Origin of the sequence: Clostridium sp. UBA7503 (assembly GCF_002477055.1) — a bacterium.
GTDB classification, from domain to species: domain Bacteria; phylum Bacillota; class Clostridia; order Clostridiales; family Clostridiaceae; genus Clostridium_J; species Clostridium_J sulfidigenes.
Map to the genome: position 1 here is coordinate 259,212 of NZ_DLNT01000021.1, position 18,365 is coordinate 277,576.

Here is an 18,365-nt window from a genome sequence, read left to right on the forward strand (position 1 = left end):
CTATTTTCCTCCTTGTCTACTAATAAACTCCTCCGTTAAAGCTTCAAATGCTTCTGATCCCTTACATTTATCATCATATAGCATGATAGGAAGTCCAAAACTAGGTGACTCTGCTAATTTAACATTTCTTGGTATGAAAGTATCATATACCTTATCATTAAAGTACTTTTTAATTTCTTCAACTACTTCATTACATAATCTAGTTCTACTATCATACATACTCATGATTACACCTTCAATTTCAAGACCAGTATTTAAATATCTCTTAATTAATTGTATAGTGCTCATCAATTGTCCTACACCTTCAAGAGCATAAAACTCACATTGGATTGGTATTAAAACTGAGTCAGATGCCGTTAACGCATTAATAGTTAATACACCTAACGATGGTGGACAGTCTATAAATATATAGTCATAGTCATCTTTTATTTCATCAATTTTATTTTTTAAAACTTTTTCTCTTTGATCCTGACTTATAACTTCAACTTCAGCTGCTGCTAGAGTCATAGTTGAAGGTGCAATATAGAAATTATCTACTATTTCACTTTTTTTGATAATTTCTTTTAATGAAACATTACTTGTTAAAACGTCATACATAGAACAATGTATTTTTCTTTTATCTAATCCTATACCACTAGTTGTATTTCCTTGAGGATCTATGTCTATAGACAGAACTTTATATCCATTCATAGCTAAGTACGAACATAAATTTATATTAGTAGTTGTTTTTCCAACTCCCCCTTTTTGATTGAAAATACATATTACCTTCATATTCTCCCCCCTTATCTATAGTAGATTTAGTTTTAAATTACTTTATATTAGAAACTTTATATTACTAATAATTTTAATCATTATAAATTAATTTACTTATGTATTTATATTATATATTGATACAGATTTTATTTAAAGTAATTATTACATAAATTAATAAGTATTTATTTTTTTTTCAACATATTTAGATAAATTTACTATTTTAGATACTATTAATAATAATATTGTATAAATTTATTGTGCAATTTTTATATAAATACTTTAATTCATATATTTATTGAAATTTTATCTATTTAAACTAACTTTGATTATGTAAAATTAATTGTTCAATAAAAGACTACAAAATGTTTCACGTGAAACATTTTGTAGTCTTTTATAAAAGTATTATTTCTTTTTTATTGTTATAGTAACTTGTATACTATCATCTAATTCCTTGGATCTATATTTAGCTTCTACCCCATATTTATCAAAAACTTGCTTTACAGTGTTAATATATATAGCTGGACTAAATGATCCTTTTATTCTCTTTTTACCATCTGATGCAACTTCAGTATGAGCTAATTTAAGTAATTCCCTATCTATAAGTTCTTCTGTTTTTTTTACATTTAGCCCATTTTTTATTACAATTTCTAATACTTCATTACGCAACTCATTAGTTGGTATTTTTAATAATGCTCTAGCATGTCTCTCTGTCAATTTATTGTCGATTATTGTACTAATTATTTTTTCATCTAACTTTAAAATTCTAAGCTTATTTGCTATTGTAGATTGTTTCTTACCTATAACTTCAGATAATTGCTCCTGAGTGTAAGAATGTACTTTAATTAAATTATGATATGCTAACGCTTCTTCATAGAAATTTAAATCTTCTCTTTGTAAATTTTCTAATAATGCAATCGCAGCAGAATCCTTATCATTAATATTAGCTATTATAGCTGGGACTTTTGATAATCCAGCTTCTTTAGCTGCTCTTAATCTTCTTTCACCTGCGATTAGCTCATAATTATTCTCATCTATTTTCCTAACTGATAAAGGTTGAATTATTCCATAAACCTTTATTGATTGTGCAAGCTCTTGTATTGATTCTTCATCAAATACTTTTCTTGGCTGATAAAGGTTAGGACTTATTGAATCAACCGCTATATAATTAATAGTATTTTCCATTTTATACCATCCTTTTGTGAAATTCCTTATCTTTAATTAAAATTCTATATTAATCTCAAAATTCCTCTTTATATTTAACAATTAATATAAATATTTCTAGAAATTTATTTTATAGGATTTTTATTTGCTGTTCCAGCTTTTCTTGGATACTTTTTAGGTGTATCTTTAATCTTTTTTATAACTAACAAATTATGTTTAAGATCGCTACCTGCAATATTAACCTCTATTATTTCTTGAATATGCCCACCTAATACTTTAAGTGCTACTTTAGAATCTTTTATTTCATCTTCTATAGCTGGTCCTTTTAATGCTACAAAATATCCACCAACCTTTACGAATGGTAAACACAGCTCTAATAAAACCGTTAAATTTGCAACAGCTCTAGATACAGCTAAATCGAATTCTTCTCTGTACTCTGCCTTTTGTGCAAAGTCCTCTGCTCTACCATGAATGGTTTTTATATCTTTTAACTCTAATTTATCAATAACTTCATTTAAAAAATTTATTCTTTTATTTAAAGAATCTAAAAGCACCATAGAAGACTCGGACTTTACTATTTTCATAGGAATTCCTGGAAATCCTCCTCCTGTTCCTATATCTATAATTTTCTTAGCTTTTCTTACATATGGATATTCAAATATTTTAATAGAATCAATAAAGTGCTTTTTTATAATTTCCTCATCTTCTGTTATTGCTGTTAAATTAATTTTTTCATTCCACTCTTTAATTAATGCCTTATATTGAATAAAGTTATTATACATTGTTTCATCAAAGATTAATCCTTCATTCTCACAAGCTTCTTTCAATATATCAAAATACTCCATTTTAATCCTCCGTATAATTAATTAATTTTTATATGTTTTAATAAACTTTTATGTATATATTTCTATTTTAAACTAATACCTACTAATTATAAACCTAAATAATTAGTAGGTATTAATAAATACTTATTTCTTTTATTCTTAAATATTGTATATATTAATTGTATATTTTTAAACTTCTTCTTCTTTGCTCAAGAAATATTAATAGAACATTTATATCTGCTGGAGATACTCCAGAAATTCTAGATGCTTGACCTATATTTACTGGTTTTATTGAATCTAATTTTTGAATAGCCTCTGTCCTTAATCCTTTAATTTTAGTATAGTCTAAATCTTCTGGTATAAATTTATTTTCATATTTAGTAAATTGACTAATTTGTTCTAATTGTTTTATTATATAGCCTTCATATTTAGATACTATATTAACTTGCTCCGTAACTTGTCTACTAAGTTCTTTTCTTTCCGGATCTAGGTCCTTAATATTATAATAATCTAATTCTGAACGTTTAATTAATTCATATAATGAAGTTGGTTTTTTAAGTTCTGCAGAACCCATTTTTAATAAAAATTCATTTACTTCTTTTTTACCCGTTATTTGAAGATTTTTCAATCTTTTTATTTCTGCATCTATATCTTCTTTTTTCTTAATGAATTCCTTATATCTTTCACCTTTAACTAACCCAACTTGATAACCAATTTCCGTTAATCTTAAATCAGCATTATCTTGTCTTAGTAAAAGTCTATATTCAGACCTTGAAGTCATCATTCTATAAGGTTCATTGGTTCCTTTTGTAACTAAATCATCTACTAAAACTCCTATATAAGCATCAGATCTTTTTAAAATTAAAGGCTCCTTTCCTTTAATTTTAAGAGATGCATTTATTCCTGCAAGAATTCCTTGCCCTGCTGCTTCTTCATAACCAGAACTTCCATTTACCTGTCCTGCTGAAAATAATCCATCTATATTCTTAAACTCTAATGATAATTTCAATTGTGTAGGATCTATGCAATCATATTCTATTGCATATCCAGTTCTCATTACCTCTACATTTTCAAGTCCTTCTATTGTTCTTAAAAACTCTAATTGTACATCTTCCGGAAGAGAACTACTCATTCCTTGAACATACATTTCTTCAGTACTTTCTCCTTCTGGCTCTATAAACAATTGATGTCTTTCTTTATCTCTAAATCTCATTACTTTATCTTCAATGGATGGACAATATCTTGGTCCTGTACTTTTTATCGATCCATTATAAAGTGGTGATCTATCTATATTTTTTAATATTACATCATGGGTTTTACTATTGGTATAAGTTAGATAACAAGATACCTGTGATCTTTGTATATTTCCACTCATAAATGAAAATGGAACTATATCTTTATCACCCTTTTGCTCTTCCATTTTAGAAAAATCTACTGATCTAGCATTAATTCTTGCTGGTGTTCCTGTCTTAAACCTTCTTAATGTAATCCCTAAATCTATTAATGATTTAGATAACTCATTAGCCGGAAATAATCCACTAGGTCCTTCATTTACCACTACTTCACCTATTATTACCTGCGATTTCAAATAAGTACCGCTTGTTAAAATAACTGATTTACAATTAAAGTAAGCTCCATACTTAGTTAGAATACCTTTAACTACGTTGTTTGGTGCATCAATACTTACAACCTCAAGTTGTTTTAAATCTAAATTAGGCTCTGTTTCTATCACATGTTTCATTCTTTCAGAGTATCTCTTTTTATCTGCTTGAGCTCTAAGTGAATGAACTGCTGGACCTTTAGATATGTTAAGCATTCTAGACTGAATGTAAGTATCATCTATATTTCTTCCCATCTCTCCACCTAATGCATCAACCTCTCTAACTAAATGACCCTTTGCGGTACCCCCAATATTAGGGTTGCATGGCATAAGCGCTAAACTATCAAGATTAAGTGTACACATTAAAGTTTTTAATCCCATTCTAGCCGTAGCTAAAGCGGCCTCACAACCAGCATGACCAGCTCCTACTACAACTACATCATAATCTCCTGCTAAGTATTTCATTATTTCACCTCTATTTACCTAGACAAAAATCTTTAAATATTTTATCTATAATATTTTCTTCTAATGAATCTCCTGTAATCTCACCTAAAAATGTCCAAGCATTTCTAATATCAATAGATGCAAGGTCAATAGCAAAAGTATAATTTAAAGTATTTATAGCACTCTCAATGCATTCATAAGCTCTTAAAAGAGCTTCTTTATGCCTTGTATTAGTTATTATAACATTGTTAGTACTAATTTCTCCTTTGAAGAACATATCTTTAATAGCTGTCCTAACCTCATCTATACCTTTACCTGTTTTAGCTGAAATACTATATATATTGGTACAATTAATATTTTCTAAATCCTTTTGAGTAATTTTGCTATCTAAATCACTTTTGTTTAATAATATCATATATTTTTTATTACTTATATGATTAATAATTTCCTTATCTTCCTCAGTTAACTCATTGCTAGAATCTAATATAAGAATAATTAAATCCGCATCATTAATTTTAGCTCTTGATCTTTCTACACCTATTTTCTCTACTACATCATCTGTTTCTCTTATTCCTGCAGTATCAATAATCTTTATTGGAATTCCAGAAATATTTATATATTCCTCTATAACATCTCTTGTAGTGCCAGGTATATCTGTAACTATAGCTCTATTTTCTTTAGTTAATGCATTTAAAAGCGATGATTTTCCTACATTAGGCTTACCTACAATTACGGTACTTAATCCTTCTCTTAATATTTTTCCTTCTTCAGCAGTTTCTATAAACTCTTTTACTTCTTTTTTTATTATATCTAAATCCCTTATGGCCATTTCAGATGTTACTTCTTCTAAATCATCTTCTGGATAATCTACAGTAGCCTCTATATGTGCAATTGTTGATAATAACTTTTCTCTTAATCCTCGGATTTCCTTGGAAATTAATCCTTCACTTTGCATTAATGCTGACTTCATACTTAAATCAGTTTTAGCATTAATTATATCAATCACAGCTTCAGCCTGCGATAAATCTATTCTCCCATTTAAAAAAGCTCTTTTAGTAAATTCTCCTGGTTCAGCAATCCTAACCCCTTGCTTTATAACCTGTTCTAAAACCTTGTTTGTAGCAACTACCCCACCATGACAATTTATTTCTATAGTATCCTCTGATGTAAAACTTCTAGGTCCCTTCATAAAAGAAACTATAACCTCATCAATGTGATTATTATTTTCATCTATTATATACCCATATTTCATGGTATAACTTTTCATATCTTTAATTGATTGACCATTTTTAGCTTGAAATATTTTCTCAACAATATCTTTAGCACTGTCTCCAGAAATTCTTACAATGGCAATGCCTCCTTCTCCTATACTTGTTGATATAGCACCTATTGTATCAAAATCCTTCATGTTAGTCCCTCCTTTTTTATATTACAACATAACTTAATATAAATTGTATCCACAAATCACTATTGTATCACACTACTTGAAAATATAAAAAGAAAGCCGCTAGGCTTTCTTTAATTCAATAACTACTCTTCTATAAGGCTCATCACCCTCACTATGGGTAGTTACATATGCATTGTTTTGCAAAGTTGAATGAATAACTCTTCTTTCATATGGGTTCATAGGTTCTAATTTTAAAGTCTTTCCATTAATTCTTACCTTATCTCCCATTTTAAGTGCCAATTTTTTAAGTGTTTCCTGTCTGTTTTGTCTATAATTAACAGTATCAAGAATTACTCTCTTGTATGTTTCATCATGATTCTTATTAACTACTAAGCTCAGTAAGTATTGAAGAGAGTCTAAAGTTTCTCCTCTATACCCTATTAATACTCCCATATTATGCCCTACTAAATTAATATTTATTTCATTATTTTCTTCTTTTATATGAATCTCAGCTTTTACATTCATAGCATTAAGAATCTCTCTTAAAAACTTTTTAGCATCACCTATATAATCTCTCTTTAGTCTCACCTTAACTTTTGCTGGCTTAACCCCTATTATATTTAAAAATCCTTTACTACCTTCTTCTAATACTTCTATAGTAACTTTTTCTTCTGTAACATTTAATTCTTTTAAGGCATTCTGTATAGCTTCTTCAGCAGTCCTACCAATTATTTCAATACTTTTCATGCTTTAGATACCGCCCTTCCAATAATAAAATGATTTTATTATGCCGATTTAGTACTAGGCTTTTTATAAATTTTATTTAATATTAAAGATTGTGCCATTTGGATTAAGTTTCCTACTGTCCAGTAAAGTACTAATGCTCCAGGAAATTGTAATGACATAAATCCAAAGAAAATTGACATACCAATATTCATCATATTAGTTTGCTTAGCTGCATCTCCAGTAGCAGGTTGCATAGCCTTACTAGAAAAATATGTTGTTAAACCTGAAACTATTGGTAATATCATTGTTGGATCTTTTTGCGCTAAATCTGGCATCCATAAAAATCCAGCTCCTTGATAATCTATTGATTTAAACACATAAAACAATGCTATCATAATTGGAAACTGAATAAGCATTGGTAAACATCCACCAAACATGGACACATTATTTTCTTTATATACTTTCATTATTTCAGTCTGTTGTCTTTGAGGATCGTTTTTATACTTTTCTTGAACCTTTTTAATTTCAGGCTGAATTGCACTCATTTTAGCCGTAGATTTAGTTTGTTTTAGCGATAATGGTAATAAACATATTCTTGCAATCAATGTAAATATTATTATTGCAATACCGAATGATATGTCTGGATTTGTTGTAATTAACTGAACAAATTTATGAACCGATTCAAATACTTCTACAAATATACCAGATAAGTAATTCAAATTAACCCCTCCTAATACTTTCTATTTAACAGGATCATATCCTCCCTTATGATAAGGATGACACCGTAAAATTCTCTTAATAGCCATAAAACCTCCTTTGATTGCGCCATATTTTTCGATAGCTTGAATTGCATATAAGGAACAGCTTGGTTCAAATATGCAACATGGCGCTTTCATAGGAGATATATATTTTCTATAACATTTAATTACTAATAGTAATATTTTTTTCAACATTATTAAGCCCTGATTTCTTAAATAAATATTTAACCGAGTTTTCAATTTCTTTATAACTCTTATCCTTTGAAGCACTTCTTGCAACAAAGACTAGATCATGCCCCTGCTTTAATCCTTGTTTATTTAATCTAACACTTTCACTTATAAGTCTCTTTACTCTGCTACGAACTACACTCTTTCCTACTTTTTTACTTACAGATATTCCTACCCTATTAATTCCTTTATTGTTTTTGAATACGTATAATACCAATAAAGATGTAGATAAAGATTTCCCTCTTCTATATACTAATCTAAACTCAGGATTTTTTCTTAGCCTTTCTTCTTTCATAGTTCTATGTTGCTCTCTTTCTTAATTACAGAAAAAGGCCACATTAGCGGCCCTTATGCTGTCAATTTTTTTCTTCCTTTTTGTCTTCTTCTCTTAAGAACATTTCTTCCAGAAGCAGTACTCATTCTTTTTCTGAATCCATGCTCTTTCTTTCTGTGTCTTTTTTTAGGTTGGTAAGTCATGAACATGTGCTTGCACCCCCTTCATCTTATATGTCATTTATAGTAATTAAATTATCACTACTTTATAAGTTTCACTATTAGATTATAAATGTAAGTATCTCTTATGTCAAGATAACTATTTAGAACATTTTTTAACATTATTAATATGTCATTTTTTTGTGTTTTTAAACACCCTTGTTAATAAAAATTCCACAAAACTATTTTTTTTGTGGATAACTTATTGAATAGCATGCAATCTTTTGATATCATTATGTATGGATGTTGATAAGTTATTTTTCGAACAAGTTATACACAATCTGTTGATTATTCTGTGAATAACTCTTATTTTTTCTCTTTTTTTTGTGTTTTTACATGAAATTTTAATGTTTTTCAACACTTTTGCCTGTGTATAACTTATAATTATATATTGTTAGTAAGTATAATTTACTATTTATTAAAACACAAATTATAAACATGTGAATAAAAATTTTGACAATGGTAAACAACTTTATATGTATCTATTATTCTGTTGATACTCTTGTGGATTTTTATCTCTTTTCTATTATTAACTTATAGATATAACTATTTTAAGAGGAGGATATAAAATGAACACCTATGTAAATGAAATTTGGGAAAAAGCCTTAGAAATACTTAAAGCTGAACTGACCGAAGTAAGTTTTAATACTTGGATAAAAAGTATTGACCCACTAAAAATGACTGATTCAACTATAACTCTTGGTGTTCGTAATGACTTCACTAAGGATATCCTAGAGAATAGGTATAAAGACCTAATAAAAAATTCTATTCAAGCAGCATGCAATAAATCATATTCAATAAACTTTGTTATAAGCTCTGAGGAAGCTTCTGATTTGGATACATCAACCTCTAAGCATACAAATAATAAACATAATTTAATTGTAAATGATGAAATGTCAGCAATCCTGAATCCTAAATATACCTTTGATTCTTTCGTCATAGGAAATAGTAATAGGTTTGCTCATGCAGCTTCTTTAGCTGTAGCAGAGTCTCCAGCTAAGGCTTATAACCCACTATTTATTTATGGAGGAGTTGGACTTGGAAAAACACACTTAATGCATGCTATTGGGAGTTACATACAGACAGTTAATTCAAAGTCTAAAGTGGTTTATGTTTCATCAGAAAAATTTACAAATGAGCTTATTAATTCTATCAAAGATGATAAAAATGTTGAATTTAGGAATAAATACAGAAATGTAGATGTACTTCTTATTGACGATATTCAATTTATAGCAGGTAAGGAATCTACTCAAGAAGAGTTCTTTCATACCTTTAATGCTCTGCATGATGCTAATAAACAAATAATACTATCAAGTGATAGACCTCCTAAGGAAATTCCTACATTAGAAGACAGGTTAAGATCTAGATTTGAATGGGGACTTATAGCTGATATACAACCGCCTGACTTTGAAACTAGAATTGCTATACTAAAAAAGAAGGCTGATGTAGAAAATTTAAATATTCCTAATGAAGTTATGGTATATATAGCTACACAAATTAAGTCTAACATAAGAGAACTAGAGGGTGCTCTTATAAGAATAGTTGCCTATTCTTCTTTAACAAATAAAGATATAAGTGTAGATTTAGCATCTGAAGCTCTAAAAGATATAATATCAAACAGGAATTCAAGGCAAGTTACTATTGAGTTAATTCAAGATATAGTTTCTAGTTACTATAACTTAAAGGTAGATGACTTCAAATCTGCAAGAAGAACTAGAAATGTTGCTTTTCCAAGACAAATTGCTATGTACCTTTCAAGAAAGCTTACAGATACTTCTCTTCCCAAGATAGGTGAAGAATTTGGCGGTAGAGATCATACTACAGTAATTCATGCATATGAAAAAATTTCTCAGAACCTAAAGAAAGATGAAAGCCTTCAATCAGCTATAGCTGAATTAAGTAAAAGAATTAATCAGAAGTAATTAATAACATTTGTTATTAATAATTAAAAGATTTATTGTGGATTACTTTTCAAAAAAAATATATTCTTAATACTGTGGATAACTACTTAATTTCAAAATTAGTTTATCCACAATTTATTTTACACAGAAATTGTTGATATCATTAGCCTAGAAGTACTTATCAACAAATCAACAGCCCCTACTACTACTACTACTAAATATTATTTAATTATCTAAGCTATTTATAGTAATTTTATATGTGTATAAGGAGGAGGATTTTTATATGAAATTCTTAATAGAAAAAAGCTTATTACAAGAAGCAATTTCAGATGTTCAAAAAGCTATTACAGGTAAATCAACATTGCCTATACTTCAAGGTATTTATCTCTCTGCAAAAGATGGATTACTAACCTTAATTGGATCTGATATAGAAGTTAGCATAGAAACAAAAATACCAGCAAATATTATAGAAGAAGGTGAAGTGGTTCTTGACTCTAAAATATTTGGCGAGATTATAAGGAAACTACCTAATGATATAGTTGAAATAACTGAAATCAATAGTAATGAGGTAGAACTAAAGTGCCAAAAATCTAATGTTCAATTAGTATACTTAAATCCAAGAGAATATCCAACGGTACCGAGCATAGAAGAAGATGTGGTGCTATCTGTATCTCAAAAAACTTTAAAAAACATGATAAAATCAACTATTTTTGCTATTGCTCAAGATGATACAAGACCTATATTGACAGGGATATTACTTCAAGTTAAAGAAAATAAACTAAATATGGTTGCATTAGATGGATTTAGAGTAGCCTTAAAGAGTGAATCCATGGATTGTAAATCTAATAAGGAATCAGTTATACCAGGAAAAACACTTAATGAAGTTTCTAAAATTCTTAAAGATACTGATGATGTTGTACAAATTACATTTACAAAGAATCACATATTATTTAATTTTGGAAATACTAAAGTCATCTCTAGATTATTAGAGGGGGATTTTATTAAATATGAATCTATCATTCCTAAGGAGCATAATTTAAAAGTTACGGTTAACAGAAATGAAATTTTAGGTTGTATAGAAAGAGCTTCACTTATGGCAAAGGATGGAAACACTAATCTTGTAAAATTTGATATTTCTGATGATACCCTAGTTGTAACATCGAATTCTCAATTGGGAAAGGCTAGAGAGGAAGTTCAAATAATATTGCAAGGAGAGGGGATAAAAATTGCATTTAACTCTAAATATTTAATTGATGTATTTAAAATAATGGAAGATGAAAATATAATTATGGAATTTACATCTACGGTTTCTCCTTGTGTAATAAGAAATCAAGATAACGATAACAGTGTTTATTTATTACTTCCAGTAAGAGTTGCCAATAATAATTAGGATGTGAGAAATATATGGTAGAAATAAAAATAGATACAGAATTTATAAAGCTAGACTCATTTTTGAAGTTTACTGGAGCTACTACCTTAGGGTCAGAGGCTAAATTTTATATACAAAATGAAGATGTTAAGGTTAATGGTGAAGTGGAAGTAAGAAGAGGAAAAAAGCTATATAGAGGGGATAAAATAAAATTTCAAGAAGAAGAATATATTATTGTATAAAACATTAGGCTGATAAGTATTTCAGCCTTTTGAGTTTTATAGTTATTATAATTAAGAGATTTAGCTATATTTATATTTTTACAGTAATTTTCACACTTAGAATGTATATTATGATATAATTTTAGGTGGGTGTTTTTATGTATGTTAGATATTTGAATTTAATAAATTTTAGAAATTATAAAAATGTGACCTTAGAATTATGTGATGGAACTAATGTTTTTCAAGGTGATAATGCTCAAGGAAAAACTAATATACTTGAGTCGCTATACTATTCGAGTGTTGGAAAATCACATAGAACAAATAAAGACAAAGAACTTATATATTGGAACAGTAACGAGGCTTATATTAGTGCTTATGTGGTAAAAGAACGTTTAGATAAAAAAATCAATATAAAACTTTTTAAAGATGGGAAAAAAGCTATAAATATAAACTCAATAAAAATAACTAAGTTACAAGATATGGTAGGTGTTGTTAATGTAGTTATATTTTCGCCAGAAGATTTAGATGTTGTTAAGAATTCGCCATCATTCAGAAGGCGATTTTTAGATATTGAACTTTGCAAACTGGACAAAAAATACTATCATTATCTATCTTCATATAAAAAAGTTTTAAATGAAAGAAACATTATATTAAAGAAATTTAGCTCTGACATAGATATGATAGACATATATGATATTAAATTAGCTGAATTTGGGAGTTACATAATAGCTCAAAGAATTAAGTATATAGAAAAATTAAATGAATTCTCTAAAAAAATTCACAGCGATATAACTCAGGGAAGTGAGTTTATTAAATTTAATTATATAATGCAGCTTAAGGGTGTTGATAATCTGCAAGAAGAGTTATATAACCTACTTAAAAGTAATAGAAAAAAAGACCTAGAGAAAAAAATTACATCTGTAGGACCACATAGAGATGATTTTTCTATATTTATAAATGATATAGACGTGAAGATATTTGGATCGCAAGGTCAGCAAAGAACTTCTGTTCTGACGATAAAATTTGCATCATTGCGAATAATAAAAGAATTAATAGGAGAATATCCATTGTTATTACTTGATGACGTATTGTCTGAACTAGATACAAAAAGGCAAGAATATATATTGAGATCTATAAATGGAATTCAAACCTTAATAACATGTACAGGAATTACAGGAATAAAAAAATATTTAAAAGGTAATAACATGAAAATATTCAATGTTGAAAAAGGAAGCGTACAAGAAATAATGTGATGGAGTTAGGGGGAAATACTATGTTTTTACACTTAGGAGAAAGTATAGTTGTGCCAATTAAAGATATAATAGGTATTTTTGACATAGAATCTACTATGTATAGTCCAGACACTAGCCAGTTCATAAGGTTAGCAGAAGAAGATGGGTTTGTAGAACGTATAACTAGTGACAAACCTAAATCATTTATTATAGCTGAAGTAAACAAGAAGAGTAAGATTTATTTGTCACCTATATCATCATCTACTTTGTGTAAAAGGACTAATATGTCATACTGTGAACTTTAGGTTAAGTTAGGAGGATAGCTATGGTTAATAATGAAAAATATGATGAAAATCAGATACAAGTCCTTGAAGGACTTGAGGCAGTTAGAAAAAGGCCTGGAATGTATATTGGAAGTACTAGCATCAGAGGCCTACACCATTTAGTTTATGAGATTGTTGATAATAGTATAGATGAAGCATTAGCGGGCTTTTGTGAAAGTATACAAGTTATTATTCATAAAGATAACTCAGTTACAGTAATAGATGATGGAAGAGGAATGCCAGTAGGCATACACCCCAAAATGCATATACCTACAATTGAAGTTATAATGACAGTACTTCACGCTGGTGGAAAATTTGGTGGCGGAGGATACAAGGTATCAGGAGGACTTCACGGGGTTGGAGCTTCTGTTGTTAATGCATTATCAGAGATTTGCGAAGTTACAGTAAAAAGAGATGGACATATATGGTATCAAAGTTTTTCAAGAGGTAAGACTGTTACACCTTTTGATAAAATAGGAAATACTGATGATCATGGAACAATAATTCACTTTATGCCGGACGAAGAAATATTTGAAAGTATTGAATTCGAATATGATACATTGTCTCAAAGGTTAAGAGAGTTAGCATTTCTGAATAAAGGTATAAATATCAAAATTACAGATGAAAGATATGAGAAAGAAAATAAGTTTCATTATGAAGGTGGGATAAAATCCTTTGTAGAATACTTAAATAGAAATAAAGGAAAAATTCATAATGAACCAGTCTATATAGAAGGAATAAAAAATACAACTTCAGTAGAATTAGCATTTCAGTACAATGACACATATAACGAGAATTTATTTTCCTTTGCAAATAATATAGATACAGTTGAAGGTGGAACTCACTTAGTTGGATTTAAGACAGCATTAACTAGAGTTCTTAATGATTATGCTAAAAAGTTTGGACTTTTAAAAGAAAATGATAAAAATCTAAGTGGAGAAGATGTTAGAGAAGGGTTAACTGCAGTTATATCTGTTAAGCTTACAGATCCTCAGTTTGAAGGTCAAACTAAGACTAAGCTTGGTAATAGTGAAGTAAGAGGAATAGTAGAATCGATAGTAGGAGATGTTGTAGGTTCATTTTTAGAAGAAAATCCTACTGTAGGTAAAAGTATTATAGAAAAGGGTTTAAATGCAGCTAGAGCTAGGGAAGCAGCTAAAAAGGCGCGTGAACTTACTAGAAGAAAATCAGTGCTTGAGAGTACAACTTTGCCAGGAAAACTTGCTGATTGTTCTTCTAAAGATCCATCTGAATGTGAAATTTATATAGTTGAGGGAGATTCTGCGGGTGGTTCTGCTAAGCAAGGAAGAGATAGGCGATTCCAAGCCATACTTCCCCTTAGAGGGAAAATAATGAATATAGAAAAGCAAAGACTTGATAAAATATTGGCATCAGATTCTATAAGATCTATGATAACAGCTTTTGGAGCTGGAGTTGGTAAAGATTTTGATGTATCTAAGATTAGATATAATAAAATAATAATAATGACAGATGCTGATGTAGATGGAGCACATATAAGAACGCTTCTACTTACATTCTTCTATAGATACATGAGAGAGCTAGTAGATAATGGGCATGTATTTATTGCTCAACCTCCTCTTTATAAAATTAAAAAGGGTAAATTTGAGAAATACACATATAGTGATAATGAATTAGATATGGTAATAGAAGAATTAGGTGGAAAAGACAATAGTACAGACATTCAAAGATATAAAGGTCTTGGAGAGATGAATCCAGAGCAATTATGGAGTACTACAATGGATCCATCAAATAGAACTCTATTACAATTAACTGTTGAAGATGCGATGGCAGCAGATGAGATATTTACTATTTTAATGGGTGACAAGGTAGAGCCACGTAGAGAATTTATACAAGAGAATGCTAAAAAAGTTAGCAACTTAGATATATAGCTTTATGCTATAGTGAAGGTAGGTGTAAATATGGACACTATGGATAAAATAATACCAATAGATATAGAAAAAGAAATGAAAAAATCCTATATAGACTACGCTATGATTGTTATTGTTGGAAGAGCGTTACCCGATGTGAGGGATGGATTAAAACCAGTTCATAGAAGAATTTTATACTCTATGCATGAATTAGGGATGACTTACGAAAAAGGTTATAGAAAATGTGCCAGAATAGTTGGAGATGTACTAGGTAAATATCACCCACATGGTGACAGTTCAGTATATGATGCACTAGTTAGAATGGCACAGGATTTTTCAATAAGATATATGCTAGTAGATGGTCATGGAAACTTTGGATCCGTTGACGGGGATGGAGCTGCAGCTATGAGATATACAGAAGCTAAGATGAGTAAGATTACTAGTCAAATGCTTCGAGATATTAACAAAGAAACTGTAGATTTTACTCCAAACTTTGATGGTGAAGAAAGAGAACCTGTAGTTTTACCAGCAAGATTTCCAACGCTACTAGTAAATGGATCTTCAGGGATAGCAGTTGGTATGGCAACTAACATACCACCACACAATCTTACAGAAGTCATAAATGCTGTAATCATGCTTATAGATAATTCAGAAGCTACAACTGAGGATTTCATGACTGAGATTAAAGGACCAGACTTCCCAACAGGTGGAATAATTTTAGGTAGAAGTGGTATTAGAAGTGCTTATGAAACTGGTAGAGGAAGGATTCTAGTTAGATCAAAAGCTGAAATAGAAGAACATAATGGTAGAAATAGAATAATAGTTTCAGAGATACCATATATGGTTAACAAAGCAAACCTTATAGAATCTATAGCAAATCTAGTTAAGGAAAAGAAAATAGATGGTATATCTGATTTAAGAGATGAATCAGATAGAGATGGTATGAGAATTGTTATAGAATTAAAAAGAGATGCAAATGCAAATGTTGTTTTAAATAGACTTTATAAGCATACAAAAATGCAAGATACTTTTGGAGTTATCATGATTGCATTGGTTAATAATGAACCTAAAGTACTTAATTTAAAACAAATTTTAACTCATTACTTGAATCATCAAAAGGATGTAGTAAAAAGAAGGACTATCTTTGATTTAGATAAAGCTAATGCGAGAGACCATATACTTGAAGGATTAAAAATTGCACTTGATAATATTGATGCAGTTATATCTCTAATTAGAGCATCTAAAACAACACAAGAAGCTAAAGATGGATTAATTGAGAAGTTTAATCTTTCAGAAAAGCAAGCACAAGCTATTTTAGATTTAAAATTGCAAAGATTAACAGGTCTGGAGAGAGATAAGATTGAAGATGAGTATAATGAATTAATGAAAACAATAGCTTATCTACAATCAATACTTAATAGTGAAGAGATTCTACTTAACATCATAAAAGATGAATTAGTTGAAATAAAGACAAAGTATGGCGATGATAGAAGAACTCTTATAGAAAAAAATCCTTATAGCTTTGAGGATGAAGATTTAATTGATGATGATGATATAGTAATAACATTAACCCATGGAGGATATATCAAGCGTCTACCAGCTGATACCTATAATGCTCAAAAAAGAGGTGGAAGAGGTATCCAAGGGATTACTACTAAGGAAGATGATTTTGTAGAGCATATTTTAATAACACCAACTTTAAATAATATACTATTCTTTACAAACAAAGGAAAGGTATATAAATTAAAGGGATATGAAATCCCTGAAGGTGGCAGAACTGCTAAGGGAACCAATATTGTTAATATGCTACCTCTAGATCCAGATGAAAATATACAAGCAGTTATGTCTATAAGAACCTTTGATAGTGATAATTATCTCTTAATGGGTACTAAATCAGGAATGGTTAAAAAGACATCATTAGATAAGTTTGAAAACATTAGGAAGAATGGACTTAATGCTATTAACTTAAAAGAAGATGACGAAATTGTTGGAGTTAGAATAACTAAAGGTGATGATGAAGTATTATTTGTCACTAAGTATGGATACTCTATAAGATTTAGTGAAAAAGAAGTTAGAAACATGGGAAGAACTACTACAGGGGTTAAGGCTATAACATTAAGAGATGATGATATAGCTGTATCAATGATAATAGCAAAACCAGACGAAGAACTTCTTGTAATTAGCGAAAAAGGATTTGGTAAACGAACAGCTATAGAAAACTACACACTTCAAAGAAGAGGTGGAAAAGGAATCAAGACTTATAAGATATCAGAAAAGACAGGTAACGTGGTTAGTGCTAGGGTAGTTAGAGATGTAGATGAAATTATGTTAATTAACAGTAATGGTATAATAATAAGAATTAACGTTAGTGATATATCTACAACTAGTAGAAATGCTATGGGAGTTACTCTTATGAAAACCGGAGAAGATGTAAATATAGTAGCTGTTGCAAAAATTAACTATAATAGTGAAGAAGAAAAGAATGAGGATAAACAAATGTCTATAGATGGAATTGTAGACAATGAAAATAACTTATCAGAAAACTTAGATGAAAGTGATGACTTAGAAGAGAGTGATGAACTTGAAGAAAGTAATGATAAGACTTTAGAGTAAATTGATTAATTTATTATCAAATAGAAAAGGATTTTCTTAAAATGGAATTATCTATTTTAAGAAAGTCCTTTTCTTTTATTTTGTTTTGCAATATGTAAATTCATATATATTGTTAATTTAAATATAGGTAAGATATCATATGTATATTATTATCTATTCAAATAATACAAACACATATCCAAGTGTATCAATACATGAATAGTTAAGGAAAATAATGAATTTTAAAGAAAAATAGTTATAAATTTAATTAATGATATTTAATTATAAATAATTTACTAAATAATCATGATAAGATATGTTTTGTCGCTGAGCGATACAATGACAGTTAAACATCAAATCAAAATTAAAAGTTTTTGAAAAGTTGTTGACAATATAAAGTTTATGTAGTAAACTAAAAAAGTCGTTAATAGTAAGCGATAAATTAAATGGTCTTTGAAAATTAAA

The 18,365-nt window shown here is 29.0% G+C and carries 17 protein-coding genes; 7 read left to right on the top strand and 10 right to left on the bottom strand.

The annotated features are described in order from the left end of the window. The 10 genes from B3630_RS06785 to rpmH all read right to left on the bottom strand — a co-directional run bounded on the left by B3630_RS06785 (nt 1) and on the right by rpmH (nt 8,364). Nucleotides 1-771 carry a ParA family protein gene (locus tag B3630_RS06785; RefSeq protein ID WP_035135527.1) on the bottom strand — a complete coding sequence of 257 codons (771 nt, stop codon included), beginning with the start codon at nt 769-771 and terminating at the stop codon, nt 1-3. 384 nt (nt 772-1,155) lie between these two features. Continuing rightward, the gene (locus B3630_RS06790; protein ID WP_346896676.1) at nt 1,156-1,935 is read right to left on the bottom strand and encodes a ParB/RepB/Spo0J family partition protein; all 780 of its coding nucleotides are present in this window, start codon (nt 1,933-1,935) and stop codon (nt 1,156-1,158) included. 104 nt (nt 1,936-2,039) lie between these two features. After that, on the bottom strand, nt 2,040-2,759 hold the full coding sequence (rsmG, locus tag B3630_RS06795) for a 16S rRNA (guanine(527)-N(7))-methyltransferase RsmG (protein ID WP_346896678.1): 720 nt from the start codon (nt 2,757-2,759) through the stop codon (nt 2,040-2,042). A 154-nt stretch (nt 2,760-2,913) separates the two neighbouring features. Beyond that, entirely contained in the window at nt 2,914-4,803 is a 1,890-nt protein-coding gene (mnmG, locus tag B3630_RS06800; protein WP_346896680.1) for a tRNA uridine-5-carboxymethylaminomethyl(34) synthesis enzyme MnmG, read from the bottom strand. Nucleotides 4,804-4,813: 10 nt separating this feature from the next. After that, complete coding sequence (gene mnmE / locus B3630_RS06805) at nt 4,814-6,190, bottom strand: tRNA uridine-5-carboxymethylaminomethyl(34) synthesis GTPase MnmE (protein WP_346896682.1); 1,377 nt, start codon at nt 6,188-6,190, stop codon at nt 4,814-4,816. A 99-nt stretch (nt 6,191-6,289) separates the two neighbouring features. Then, nucleotides 6,290-6,916 carry an RNA-binding cell elongation regulator Jag/EloR gene (jag, locus tag B3630_RS06810; RefSeq protein WP_346896684.1) on the bottom strand — a complete coding sequence of 209 codons (627 nt, stop codon included), beginning with the start codon at nt 6,914-6,916 and terminating at the stop codon, nt 6,290-6,292. 38 nt (nt 6,917-6,954) lie between these two features. After that, nucleotides 6,955-7,614 (bottom strand): membrane protein insertase YidC, encoded by a 660-nt coding sequence (gene yidC / locus B3630_RS06815; protein ID WP_346896686.1) that lies wholly within the window; start codon nt 7,612-7,614, stop codon nt 6,955-6,957. A 21-nt stretch (nt 7,615-7,635) separates the two neighbouring features. After that, on the bottom strand, nt 7,636-7,848 hold the full coding sequence (yidD, locus tag B3630_RS06820; protein WP_414632068.1) for a membrane protein insertion efficiency factor YidD: 213 nt from the start codon (nt 7,846-7,848) through the stop codon (nt 7,636-7,638). Further along, a complete protein-coding gene (rnpA, locus tag B3630_RS06825; RefSeq protein WP_346870210.1) occupies nt 7,817-8,176 on the bottom strand; it encodes a ribonuclease P protein component in 360 nt (119 codons plus the stop codon). The genes yidD and rnpA overlap by 32 nt, the downstream gene beginning before the upstream one ends. Nucleotides 8,177-8,229: 53 nt before the next feature. Then, nucleotides 8,230-8,364: a 50S ribosomal protein L34 gene (gene rpmH, locus B3630_RS06830; protein WP_150844914.1), complete on the bottom strand. Its 135-nt coding sequence runs from the start codon at nt 8,362-8,364 to the stop codon at nt 8,230-8,232. 578 nt (nt 8,365-8,942) lie between these two features. On the opposite strand from rpmH, the gene dnaA reads away from it, so the two are divergent. From dnaA to gyrA, 7 genes are all read left to right on the top strand, one after another. Further along, entirely contained in the window at nt 8,943-10,295 is a 1,353-nt protein-coding gene (dnaA, locus tag B3630_RS06835) for a chromosomal replication initiator protein DnaA (RefSeq protein WP_035135511.1), read from the top strand. 262 nt (nt 10,296-10,557) lie between these two features. After that, a complete protein-coding gene (gene dnaN / locus B3630_RS06840) occupies nt 10,558-11,664 on the top strand; it encodes a DNA polymerase III subunit beta (RefSeq protein ID WP_346896688.1) in 1,107 nt (368 codons plus the stop codon). Nucleotides 11,665-11,678: 14 nt separating this feature from the next. Next, entirely contained in the window at nt 11,679-11,885 is a 207-nt protein-coding gene (yaaA, locus tag B3630_RS06845) for a S4 domain-containing protein YaaA (RefSeq protein WP_346896690.1), read from the top strand. Nucleotides 11,886-12,022: 137 nt separating this feature from the next. Beyond that, entirely contained in the window at nt 12,023-13,117 is a 1,095-nt protein-coding gene (recF, locus tag B3630_RS06850; RefSeq protein WP_346896692.1) for a DNA replication/repair protein RecF, read from the top strand. Nucleotides 13,118-13,137: 20 nt separating this feature from the next. Next, nucleotides 13,138-13,401: an extracellular matrix regulator RemB gene (remB, locus tag B3630_RS06855; protein WP_035135503.1), complete on the top strand. Its 264-nt coding sequence runs from the start codon at nt 13,138-13,140 to the stop codon at nt 13,399-13,401. Between the two features lie 20 nt (nt 13,402-13,421). Next, a complete protein-coding gene (gene gyrB / locus B3630_RS06860; RefSeq protein ID WP_346896694.1) occupies nt 13,422-15,329 on the top strand; it encodes a DNA topoisomerase (ATP-hydrolyzing) subunit B in 1,908 nt (635 codons plus the stop codon). 30 nt (nt 15,330-15,359) lie between these two features. Continuing rightward, nucleotides 15,360-17,921 carry a DNA gyrase subunit A gene (gene gyrA / locus B3630_RS06865; protein WP_346896696.1) on the top strand — a complete coding sequence of 854 codons (2,562 nt, stop codon included), beginning with the start codon at nt 15,360-15,362 and terminating at the stop codon, nt 17,919-17,921. Nucleotides 17,922-18,365: the final 444 nt, after the last annotated feature.